11 protein-coding genes are annotated in these 11,613 nt (G+C 42.3%); 3 read left to right on the top strand and 8 right to left on the bottom strand.

Annotated features, from left to right (window positions below; all coding sequences use genetic code 11):
- Window positions 1–609: 609 nt before the first annotated feature.
- The 7 genes from NLX67_RS21725 to NLX67_RS21695 all read right to left on the bottom strand — a co-directional run bounded on the left by NLX67_RS21725 (window position 610) and on the right by NLX67_RS21695 (window position 9,010).
- Window positions 610–1,605 carry a carbohydrate kinase family protein gene (locus tag NLX67_RS21725; protein ID WP_254313489.1) on the bottom strand — a complete coding sequence of 332 codons (996 nt, stop codon included), beginning with the start codon at window positions 1,603–1,605 and terminating at the stop codon, window positions 610–612.
- 17 nt (window positions 1,606–1,622) lie between these two features.
- On the bottom strand, window positions 1,623–2,609 hold the full coding sequence (locus NLX67_RS21720) for a LacI family DNA-binding transcriptional regulator (protein WP_254313488.1): 987 nt from the start codon (window positions 2,607–2,609) through the stop codon (window positions 1,623–1,625).
- Between the two features lie 74 nt (window positions 2,610–2,683).
- The gene (locus NLX67_RS21715) at window positions 2,684–4,297 is read right to left on the bottom strand and encodes an ABC transporter substrate-binding protein (protein ID WP_254313487.1); all 1,614 of its coding nucleotides are present in this window, start codon (window positions 4,295–4,297) and stop codon (window positions 2,684–2,686) included.
- 18 nt (window positions 4,298–4,315) lie between these two features.
- Window positions 4,316–5,197: a carbohydrate ABC transporter permease gene (locus tag NLX67_RS21710; RefSeq protein WP_254313486.1), complete on the bottom strand. Its 882-nt coding sequence runs from the start codon at window positions 5,195–5,197 to the stop codon at window positions 4,316–4,318.
- A 13-nt stretch (window positions 5,198–5,210) separates the two neighbouring features.
- Window positions 5,211–6,158 (bottom strand): ABC transporter permease, encoded by a 948-nt coding sequence (locus tag NLX67_RS21705; protein WP_254313485.1) that lies wholly within the window; start codon window positions 6,156–6,158, stop codon window positions 5,211–5,213.
- 97 nt (window positions 6,159–6,255) lie between these two features.
- On the bottom strand, window positions 6,256–7,749 hold the full coding sequence (locus tag NLX67_RS21700) for a glycoside hydrolase family 32 protein (RefSeq protein WP_254313484.1): 1,494 nt from the start codon (window positions 7,747–7,749) through the stop codon (window positions 6,256–6,258).
- Between the two features lie 286 nt (window positions 7,750–8,035).
- Entirely contained in the window at window positions 8,036–9,010 is a 975-nt protein-coding gene (locus NLX67_RS21695) for a LacI family DNA-binding transcriptional regulator (RefSeq protein ID WP_254313483.1), read from the bottom strand.
- A 783-nt stretch (window positions 9,011–9,793) separates the two neighbouring features.
- On the opposite strand from NLX67_RS21695, the gene NLX67_RS21685 reads away from it, so the two are divergent.
- The 3 genes from NLX67_RS21685 to NLX67_RS21675 all read left to right on the top strand — a co-directional run bounded on the left by NLX67_RS21685 (window position 9,794) and on the right by NLX67_RS21675 (window position 10,465).
- The gene (locus NLX67_RS21685) at window positions 9,794–9,919 is read left to right on the top strand and encodes a YjcZ family sporulation protein (RefSeq protein WP_254313482.1); all 126 of its coding nucleotides are present in this window, start codon (window positions 9,794–9,796) and stop codon (window positions 9,917–9,919) included.
- Window positions 9,920–10,063: 144 nt separating this feature from the next.
- Window positions 10,064–10,183: a YjcZ family sporulation protein gene (locus tag NLX67_RS21680; protein ID WP_254313481.1), complete on the top strand. Its 120-nt coding sequence runs from the start codon at window positions 10,064–10,066 to the stop codon at window positions 10,181–10,183.
- Window positions 10,184–10,258: 75 nt separating this feature from the next.
- Window positions 10,259–10,465, top strand: coding sequence for a hypothetical protein (locus tag NLX67_RS21675; protein WP_254313480.1), 207 nt, complete (start codon window positions 10,259–10,261; stop codon window positions 10,463–10,465).
- 293 nt (window positions 10,466–10,758) lie between these two features.
- Here NLX67_RS21675 and NLX67_RS21670 read toward each other — a convergent pair whose 3' ends face one another.
- A complete protein-coding gene (locus tag NLX67_RS21670) occupies window positions 10,759–10,917 on the bottom strand; it encodes a hypothetical protein (RefSeq protein ID WP_254313479.1) in 159 nt (52 codons plus the stop codon).
- Window positions 10,918–11,613: the final 696 nt, after the last annotated feature.

Here is an 11,613-nt window from a genome sequence, read left to right as displayed (position 1 = left end):
TCAATATTATTAAGTGTTATTTTACCAAATTTGGAACTAAGAACAAAAGCGTTTGCTTCGCAAACCGAAATTCACCCCGCCACTTATCATTGGTCTTCGCCCATCACATGATTGAAGTGGGGTACTCTTTCGGTAAAATCTGATAGATAAATTCATGTCAAAAGGCTATAGGTTCATATTCTTTTAAAAAGAGGCATATCAATTTCTTTGTTTAGGAATCTGCTTAGTTGCTTTTCTGCGTATTACTTCTTGCAGTGGCCATTCCAATTACAATGATGGCAGCCCTTTCCGTTGCATGGTGTACAAATAGGCTTTTTTATGAAGTTCCCTCCTTTTGTCCATTTTAAAAATAAAGCAATACACGATATTTCAAAAAAGGCCAATTGAATATAAACGATTGTCTCTTAAAGAAGTTGCCTGATTTAATGTTGACAATCCATGTAGACGATCCACTCCACCTCTTTTTTATTTAGAGAGAGTATACTTTTTCAATGACAATTTAAAACTTGATTTATTGACAATATGCTAAGCAAGCCAACTTCGAATGGAACACTAGGCTACGCAAGTCTAATTGAGTATAAACGATTGTCCCTTAAAAAGTTGCCTGATTTAGTGTTGACAATCCAAAGCCCGTTGCATCGAAATCAAATTTATTACATGCTTTTTAGCGGGTGCTGCATGAATCGCTCCTTTAACAGAAGCAGTTAGTGCCCCACTTGCATTCGCAAAGGCAAGTAGCTTTTCATGATGTTCGCTAATCGTTGAAATTAGTTGTCCGCTATTCACGCTCAGCTGTATGAGCTCTGCCAAAAAACCGCCAATAAACGCATCGCCAGCGCCTGTTGTATCCGCAACTGCCACTTTAAAGCCCGGATCATCAAATCGCTCCCCGTTTTTTAAATAAACAGAAGCCCCATCTTTCCCTTTTGTGAAAAGGACAGCTTTTACATATCCGTTGAATAAAGAAGCAATGGCTTTATCTTCTTCCTCAATTCCTGTGATAAAAAAGAGTTCTTCATCAGAGATTTTTAACAGATCTGCCATCGGTAAAAATTCTTTAATAGCTTGGCGGCAGCTTTCCTCCTCTGGCCAAAGCGGCAGGCGTACATTGGGATCAAAGCTGATGATTCCACCATTTTCACGGCAGCTGTTTATCGCTTTTTGATGTGTCTTTTGGATTTCTTTATGAATTAAGTTCACCGAGCAAAAGTGAAGGATATCCCCTGCCTGAAACCATTTTTCATCTACCTCTTCTTTTCTAAGCAATAAATCGGCCGCATTTTTCCGATAAAACGTAAAACTTCTTTCACCTGTCTGGTCCACTGAAACGAAAGCTAATCCTGTTTCTCCTTCATCACTGCGTACAATGTGTGACGTGTCGACATGATGTTCTTGAAGGATATCCATAAGGTGATCTCCAAAATGATCATTTGCCATTTTCGTAATCATCACTGCTTTCCCACCGTATTTTGCGACTGCAATGGCTACATTCATCGGAGCGCCGCCGGCTACCCTCTCAAAACCGGCTACATTTTTTAAAGATGTATTTTTTTGAACTGGAATAAAGTCAATTAATGCCTCACCTAAACAAAATACTTTTGCCATTTTTGTACCTCTTCTCTTTATGTTGTCGTTCCTTCAATCAGCTTTATTGGAAAAACAAATTCCTTGGTATCAACCAGTTCATACTGTCCTTCGATTTCTTGAATAAGTGTATGAACGGCTTTTTCAGCAATGACATCCAGCGGCTGCTGAATCGTTGTTAATTCTGGCAGAATGGTCCGCATCGTTTCAGTACCGTCATATCCGACTACCTTTAATTGTTCTGGTACAGCTATTTTTCGCCGTTTCGCCTCTGTCAGTACGCGGGCAGCGAGTTGGTCATCACTCGCAAAAACGCCATCCATATCAGGATTTTCATTAAAAAGGCGGCTAATGACTGAAACAACTTGCTGTTCTTGGGCTGTCACAGGCGTTTCGTATGTTTTAAACGGCATTCCGTTTTCTTTCATTACATCTTCATAGGCGTACCTGCGTTTGTTTCCCGGGGTTTCCAATTCTTTTGGACCATTTATGTGAATAATCGATTTACAATTTTTCTGAATGAGCAGTTCAGTTGCATGCCGACCGCCCTGATAATTATCACTCGAGACAACCGGAATGCTGTCGGACAAGTAACGATCAATAGCAACAACCGGTAAGTTGGAACGCTGGTAATCTTTAATGCCGCGATTGTGCGCCCCGCTGATAATACCATCTACTTGATTCCCCAGCAGCATCGCCACATATGATTCTTCTTTTTCAGGCTGGTTGGAACTGTTACAAAGAAGTACCTTATACCCTAACTCAAAACAGATATTTTCCATACGCGCGATCAATTCTCCGTAAAATGCATTCGCCGTTGATGGAAAAACAAATCCAATCAGGTTGGTTTTTTTTGTATAAAGTGAACGAGCCACGTCATTTGGTATGTAGTTCAGTTCGGTCATCGCCTGATCCACTTTCAGGCGTGTTTTTTCACTTAGATATCCCCGATTGTTCAGCACGCGGGATACCGTTGTAGGCGATACACCAGCCCGCTTGGCCACATCTTTTATTTTCGGCTTCATTATAAACCCCCTTTTATTTAAATAAAAAAGGAAACGAGCTTGTGGACCCGTCCCTTTTTTACATTCATGCCTTATTATTCCGTACTTGCTGCATTTCGGTCATAGCCATCTTGTTTAATTTCAAGCCATGTTTTTAGGCCAAGACGGTCGAGTTCAGCCAAATATTCCGACCACTCTTCTTCTACTTTTCCTGTTTTAATCCACTCGGCGCGCTTCCGGTGAACGTAGGCAAACAAGTCGGCTTCAATTTTTGACAGCTTGTCTAATTCTTCTAATGAGAAGAATACTTTCGGATAAATGTTATCAGCCTTCATGTGCGGAACCATAACATCTTTCATCAGCCCAAGTCTCCATGCCGCATCTTCCGGCTTGGTTGTGAATTTTCCGTAATATTCATCCAGTATCGCCAGCGGTCCGCCGATATTCGTTTTCTGTCTTAACTCTGCTGGTGCGGACCCTTCAAGAGGAAGATGCTTCAGCGTATTAGCTGCTTCATCATACTCAAAAATGTTTTGCTGTTTGTCATCCCCATAAGTTCCCCAGTTGTTTTGAACAGACTGAATTGGGTCATACAGTTGGTCAATCCATTTCGCTGTCAGCTCAACATTTTGGTTCGCGCTTGTGATGACCATCCGGCCACGGTCAAGACCCATCCCGTTTGTACGGGCCACATTGGTTTCACCGCTTGGACCTGCAAGTGGATTCATTAACTGGTATTTTTCATTCATGCCCGTAATATTTGCTTTGTCCCATGTAAAGTAAAGCCCGTAGCGATCCTCTTTTCCTTTTGACAAATACGTGTTAAAGTCCTGTTCAAATGCTTCCTCGTCAATTAACCCTTCTTTATACAGCTCATTAAAGAATTTCATGGCTTCTTTGTAGCCGTCCTGGTCCGCTGTAAACGTCACTTTTCCATCATTGGTTACGACGGTATGATCCCAGTTGTCGCCGAGTCCAAATGAACCGAATAAAAATGCTAAATCTTCTCCGCCTTTATTAATAATAAAGGACATTGGAATTTCATCTGCCTTGCCGTTTCCGTTTGGATCCTGTGTTTTAAACGCAATTAATACTTTCTTTAGCTCTTCCGTTGTTTTCGGCATATCCAGCCCGAGATTTTTCAGCCATTCCTGATTAATCCATGGAAATGTATCAACAGAGTGAATACTTTCTTTGCCAGAACCAAGCTCTTCAATCCATGGGAACGAATAAATATGGCCGTCCGGCGCTGTAATCATAGCCCGATACTCCGGTGCCTGCTCAAGTACTTTTTGAAGATTAGGCATATGCTCTTCAATCAAGTCTTCTACCGGAATGATCGCCTCGTCATCAGCCAGCTGCAGCAGATCGTAATCGCTGTAGGCCGCATCCATAATAGCATCCGGCAAATCCCCGCTCGCCACCGCCAGGTTCCGCTTTTCAATAAAGGAGTCATTCGTGTAGTTTTTCCAGTCAATGTGCACACCTGTCTGCTTTTCAAGGCGCTGATAAATCAGTTTTTCATTCGGATCTTCTGGTGCAAGAGGCGAGCTTTGTGTCATAAATTTCAATGTGGCTTTTTCTTTTAATGGAAATTCAATATTTTCAAGATCCAATGCCTCTGTTGAACTGCTGCTTCCCCCGCTACAAGCTGCTAACAATACCGCTGAAATCGATAGCGCTGACATTACTTTATATACTTTTTTCATCCCAATCCCTCACTTTTCTTATTTAATAGAACCAACCATGGCTCCTTTTTCAAAATATTTCTGGAAAAACGGATACATAATAAGAAGCGGCAGACTTGAAATAATAATCGATGAATATTTAATCATCTCTGACACTTTTTTCAGTTCCGCCATGGCGAGCTGATCACTGATCATGCCTGGCTGCACTTCATTTTGAATCAGTATGGAACGAAGAACAAGCTGAAGCGGATGCATCGCCGGATCTTCCAAGTAAATCATCGCATCAAAGTAGGAATTCCACTGGCCAACAAACGCATATAAAGCAAGAACAAGAATAATCGGCTTCGCCAGCGGCACAACAATTTTAAAGAAAATATGCAGATCCGATGCGCCGTCAATGCGGGCCGCTTCGAACAGTTCTTTTGGAATCGATTTAAAATACGTTCTCGCTAAAATAATGTTAAAAACACTAACCGCCCCAGGAAGAACAATCGCCCAAATGGTGTTCAGCATGCCAAGATCCTTGATAACGAGGTAGGTTGGAATGAGTCCGCCATTGAAAAACATGGTGATCAGAAAGAACACCATAAAAATTTGTTTCCCTTTAAATCCATCAATGGCAAGCGGATACGCCGCCAATATGGATGTCGCAACCGTCACTAACGCAAAGACGGCTGAGTAAAGAAAAGCGTTAAAAAAGCCTCTGACAATGGCATCATTTTGAAAAATCCGCCGATACCCTTCCAGTGTCCAGTCAGAAGCGCTTAATGCCAGCCCTTTCTGGAGCAGCACGTTTGGATCTAAAAAAGATGCCAGCAAAATATAGAGAAGCGGAATTAAAATAATAAGTGTAAATAACACAAGCATGATTTTATTCGCAAACAGCAGCGCCCGGTCGGACTTGGTATGGTGAAAATTCATTCTGAACCCTCCTTTAGTAAAGACCTTCACCTTCATTTAGCCGTTTCACGACAAAGTTCACAAACACAAGCAAAATTAAGTTAATCACAGAGTTAAACAGGCCTATGGCGGTTGAATACGCATAATCCCCGGCTTGAAGACCCACTTTGTACACGTAAGTCGGAAGAATTTCTGAAGATGGGATATTCATATCTGTCTGCATCAAATAGGCTTTTTCAAATCCGATCGCCATGATGCCCCCGGCTGCCAGAATAAACAAAACAGCCATAACCGGTTTTAACGTCGGAAGATCGATGTGCCAAATTCGCTGCAGCAGCGATGCTCCGTCAATCGTCGCCGCATCATGAAGCTGCGGATCCACATTGGACAGTGCCGCTACATAAATAATCGAGGACCAGCCAGCTGCCTGCCAGATGCCAGACAAAATATACACAGACCGGAAATATTCAGGCTCCGTCATAAAGGAGACCGGCTTGTCCATAATCAAGGTAATGAGTGTATTCACCATGCCGTTTGGTGATAAAAAGATAAAAAGCATCCCCGTAATGACAACGACTGAAATGAAATTCGGCGCGTATAAAACGAGCTGAAGGTTTTTCTTTACGCGCTGGCGCCTGATTTGATTGAGCATAAGCGCTAATAAAATAGGAATTGGGAATCCTAAAACCAAGCCGTAAAAGCTCAGCTTTAATGTATTCATAAAAATGTCATAAAAGTTTGGTGACGTCAGGAAGCTTTGGAAGTGCTCAAACCCAACCCAGTCACTTCCCCAAATCCCTTTCATCGGACTGAAATCTTTAAAGGCGATTAGTGCCCCATACATCGGCACATATTTAAAAATTAAGGTTAACAGCACCGCTGGCAGCAAAAATAAGTAGAGCAAATAATTTTGCCTGACATATTGCAGGACTGTCTGACGCTCTTTTTTTGCCGACTTTGCAATGGTAGACGTGTGTTCCATCTTTCTCCCTCCTCTATTCGTTTAGCTCGTTTTTTCAATAACCCGCGGATATGTCAACCGGTTTCATTTTTCGGTTAAAAAAACGAGCTGCCCGTCTTTACTTCCAGATTTTTTTTAATGGATGCACGGTAAGTGAGACGAGTTCTACCTGTCCGTTTTTGGCAAACAGTTCGATAGCACGGCTGTCTCTGTCTGGAAAAATCAAATCGGTCATGGCCACTTCCCCGTCGTTCGCAAATACTTCCACTGATGACCAGTCAACGAAAATCTGCAGCTTTACTTTACCATGTTTGGATGAAAGGACAGCATTATGCTTGGCTGCGAAGTCTTGATGAAAATCGCTCTGCCCGGAAGCGGTACGGTCTAGAAAGAGCTTCTCGCTTTTCACATCATATCCGACAATCGTTTTTTCGTTGGAGGAAGTGCATAATGAAAATCCAAATGATGAGGCGTCGCCTAGTTGAAATTCCGCTTCCAATTCATATGAATTTGTGTCCGGTGTGTACACTACTTCTTTTTTCTCTATGACTTCATTTTCTTTTAACAAAATGCTTTGAGAACGGAGTGCTTTTAGTTCCTCCACCGGCGACTGAATAAGCCGTATTCCCCGTTTGCCTGATGCAAGCGACAATGTTCGTGGAAGTGTCATGGCCCCTCGCCACTTTTCCGAAGGTGTCAGGTTCGCGTATTTCCAGTTGCTCATCCAGCCAATGTACATTCTTCTGCTGTCTGACTGCGGGATATCCGACCAGCTGACCCCAGCATAGTTATCTCTGCCATAATCAAGCCATAACGTTGTATCCTCTGAATTTTCATTTCTAAATGTGGTTCCGTCAAATTCACCAATAAAATATTGCGTTCTCGATCCTTCCACAAAATCAGCGTTATCTCCTACGCTGACAAGCAGCACCCATTTGCTTGCTGATTCGTCTCCATCAACCGGAAGCTGGAACAAATCTGGGCATTCCCATACGCCTTCATGAAATCCTTGATTTTCGCCAAATTCACTCGCAAACGTCCATTCCTTTAAATCAGGCGATGAATAGATGCTGATCGTCTGCCCGGTTGCGAGCACCATCACCCATCGATTCGTTTCTGTATGCCAGAACACTTTTGGGTCCCGGAAGTCTAGCTGTGATTCATCGCTTAAGACAGGATTCCCTTCATAAAGATCCCACGTTCTTCCATTGTCTTTACTGTACGCGATGCTTTGCACTTGTTTTGAACGATCGGAATCCGGATATGTGCCCGCATGCGTGAAAATGGCTACCAACCCGCTACCTCCATTAAAAAAGCCAGTTGCATCCTGCCAATCTACTACGGCGCTGCCAGAGAAAATGGCCCCTATTGAATCCGGCTTAAGGGCAATCGGCAAATGCTCCCAGGACACGAGGTCGCTTGAAACTGCATGCCCCCAGTGCATTGGCCCCCAGGTGGTTCCATTCGGATGGTATTGATAAAACAAATGATATTCCCCGTTGTAATACACCATCCCATTTGGATCATTCAGCCAGTTTGCTTCCGGTGAATAGTGAAACTGCGGACGATAGGTTTCAGTATAATAAACATCTTTTATTTGTGTTTGCGTCATATCTTTTCCCTTCCTCTCCATTAATAAAGCGCTTTCTATAAATCAGATTATATGTCATCCGGTTTCATGTGTCAACCGGATGACGCAAAAAAAATTATTTTGCACCTAAAAGATTCTTTTACAATAATTGATGGATTTTTGCCTACGGCAGTTTTAAAAAAAAAAGCAAAAAAAGAACTGTCTCGCATTTTGAGACAGCCCTTTCTTATGTAAAGTGAGGTTTTGATAAATGTTCTACATGACCCGCTAAAAATCATTTTTCAAACCAACAGAACGTTTGCTTTTTTCACGTGCTACTGCCTTCAATAAGCTGAACAGGAAATACAAATTCTTTTTCAGAATCTTTTTCATACGTCCCTTCGATTTCTTCTATCAATAAATCAACGGCTTTTTCCGCTATGGATACGATTGGCTGTTGAATTGTCGTTAATTCTGGAAAAATAGACCGAACAAAACTTGTCCCGTCATATCCGATGACTTTTAACTGTTCCGGTACGATTATATTTCTTCTTCTGGCTTCCGCTATTATCCGTGAAGCAATGTGATCATCACTCGCAAAAATGCCGTCTACGTCCAGCTGCTCATCAAATAACTGGCTGATTATTTTTTCTGCCGGACCCATGACCGGAATTTCATAGGTAATGAATTCCCTCCCGTTTTCTTTCATCACATCCTCATACGCATCTCTTCGCTTATTCGCAGGGCTTGCCATTTCCCTTGTACCGTTAATATGAATAATCCGCTTACATTTTTTCCAGATAAGAAGCTCCGTTGCCAGGCGGCCGCCTTGATAATTATCGCTTGATACAACGGGAATTGTCTCAGATAAATATCGGTCTATAGCGACGATTGGAAGCGAATGCTGATACGCTTTAATCCCCAAGTTGTGTGCACCGCTAATAATGCCATCCACCTGATTGCGAAGCAGCATTTCCACATACTGCTCTTCCTTTTCAGGCTGACTGGAGCTATTGCAGAGAAGCACTCTATACCCCCGTTCAAAGCACAAATTTTCCATATGAAAGATAAGCTCTCCGTAAAATGGATTAGCGGTCGTGGGGAAAATAAAGCCAATTAGGTTGGTTCGCTGCGTGAAAAGGGAGCGGGCCAAATCGTTTGGAATATAATTTAATTCTTTCATTGCCTTGGCTACTTTTTCGCGTACTTCCTGACTTAAATACCCGCGATTATTGAGAACACGGGATACGGTTGTAGGCGATACCCCGGCTAGTTTCGCTACATCTTTTATTTTCGGTTTCAATCGTTACACGTCCTTAAATCACTATCTTTTTCTGTATTGTCTCATTGTAAGGATAAAATAAGCAAGGATTACTCATTTCAATTGATGAAAAATTGAAGATTTTAAAAGTCGTTTTTCTAAATTCTAAAAGTGGCTCCTTTCATATGTCAGCTTTTTTTATTCACTGAAACATACCATTATAATGTCCGATAAAACCGTCTCGCACTTTCCCGTTCAGAAATAGGAAGCCTTTTTTCTACCGGGAGTATGTCAGGAAATTTTTTGTGAGGCTCCCGCTGGTACCAGTAGGCGACAGAAGAATAATCATTTGACTGGGAATTTCCATGCCCGTGTTCAATGCTGAATACAAGCGATTTATTAAGCGAGTGCTACCGTTTATACAATGCGGGCTTAACCGTTGGTATGACTGCGGTTGTGGCGATTACTGGCGCTAACTACTGCGAGTAAGTCGATCCCCAGCGGACAGCCAAACGCCTGCATAAAATCGTACATAAACGAAGCGGCCAACAACGCCCAGATTTAACAACATTTGCGGAAAAATGACGCACCCCCGCCTTTTTCACCGTCGAGGTCCGACCCTCACAACGCTGATGAAATGAGTCAACTTACTAACTTCTTTCACAAAAAAAAAGATTATCAATAGAGGCAAAGGCTTAAGCCAATACGTTTCTCTGTTCATATCTTACAAGATAGATCCAATTATTATAGATCAATTAAAAGATGTTAGAGACATTGATTTATATAATTGCATCGCTATCTTTCTGTAAACGGAGGTGAAATGATATGGGCGGTTATGGCGGTTACGGACAGTGCTGTAAACCTAAACACGGTCACGGAGGCTTTGCGCTGATCGTAGTATTGTTCATTCTTTTAATCATCATCGGTGCTACACTGCACCACGGCTGCTAATTTAAATGATCCGGCGCCATTACAGCGAATTCCCCCCGGAGTTCTCAATCGCTTAGTAATGGCGCTCCTTTAGAATAGGTCAATTAAAAGACATTGATTTATATTAATGGCTTCACTACCTTTTGTTAAGGAGGTGGAAAATTAATGAGTGCAGTAGCAGGATACGGTGGACACGGCCGCGGCTTTGCATTAGTGGTCGTTCTGTTCATTCTTTTAATTATTATTGGCGCATCGTTTGCTGGTGGTTACGGCGGTTATTGCTAATATTCTCTTCACGGATCAGGCATCATTTTTTAAAAAGGTGATGCCTTTATTTATCAGAATAGGAGGTGATTTTTCATGCGTTGTCCGAGACCGATAGTATGCCCACCGCGGTGTGTGTACCATGATTCCTACATTCCCCGTGAGGTCCCTTATATCCATCCGATTGTGCACGTCAACCGGCAGCACATCGTCAACGTCCCACGGCATATTTATCAGCCCATTACAAGAAACGTCGTCGTAGACCCAGGTTATCCACGCCGATATGGCCGTCCTTACTACTGACAGAGAAATATCATTCCCGGTTTTTTTATGGACGGTTTGCGGTTCCTCCGCGGCGGGTAAAATTTAACAGGCGGGCTTTCATCACTCGCACATCTCTCTGATTGCTACGGAACCCCCGTGGCTTTTTTTTATGCGCCATTTCAGCGATTCGCCAACGAGTCCCCTCTACGAAAACTCAATCACCTTAATGACATAAACCATTTTAGCGGCAGATTTTCCGTATTTTAATACTTTCATCGAATTTCCCGCAAAAAAGTTTTCGTATGGCTGACCGGGTGAACGTTTGTTTAGGTTTACGCTTCTTCCAACAGTGCACGCTCGCTTTCTTCGATGACATAACGATCCAGCATATTACTCAATGAGTCGTTAAAAAATCCAGGCAAATTGCGGATACGCTTCGTTTTGGTGCGCTTTACAGCGGTTTGTAAAGCGGTTATAGCGATGTCTTCCACATCGTGTTTATCGAAGAATTAGTCAGCCGCGTAGAATGCGCCTTGTAAACGCCGTACATCTTGCTTATGAGCGATTAATCCTCGCCGATGGTTGACGAAATGAGAGATTTAAAACGTTGGTAAAACGTCATCGGATACGTAGGGTTTATAATAATGTTTTGTTTTAAATAGATATTGTTTTCTTGGTCGGACATTTTCGCTAGTTTCAGCTTCAAATGGCTGAATAACGATGGCATTACTCGTTTGCTGCATGTTTCTGTTTCGTCCGACCGCTTAATTGTGTGCTGTTTTACGAAGCGAAGCGCTTGAGGTACGCAATAAATCAGAAGAAAAATATCGGTTTTAAAAAACCAAGCTTTTAACATAGGAGAAGAAGCTTAAATGAAAACTTTAGCGAAAAGGATCATACAGCTTTAAGAAGGCTTAATTCTCCAATTCTGAAATAGGAAGCAGCAATTCAAATACAAAACACCGCCTGAAATTTCATTCAGGCGGTGTTTATTTATATAAGAAAAGACGTTCGCGGGTAGCTCTTTCGTCTTTCCTTTTAGGTTTTCCAAAAATCAATTTTCTTCTCATGGAAGATCATTCATAAATAAAAAAAGACCAGCTTCCGCTATTCTTTTAGTTTGCCTGGCGGCGTCCTGCTCTCACAGGGGGAAACCCCCAACTACCATCGGCGCTGAAGAGCTTAAC

The organism is Domibacillus sp. A3M-37, from assembly GCF_024213455.1.
GTDB classification, from domain to species: Bacteria; Bacillota; Bacilli; order Bacillales; family Domibacillaceae; genus Domibacillus; species Domibacillus tundrae.
This window is presented reverse-complemented; position numbering and strand designations above follow the sequence as displayed.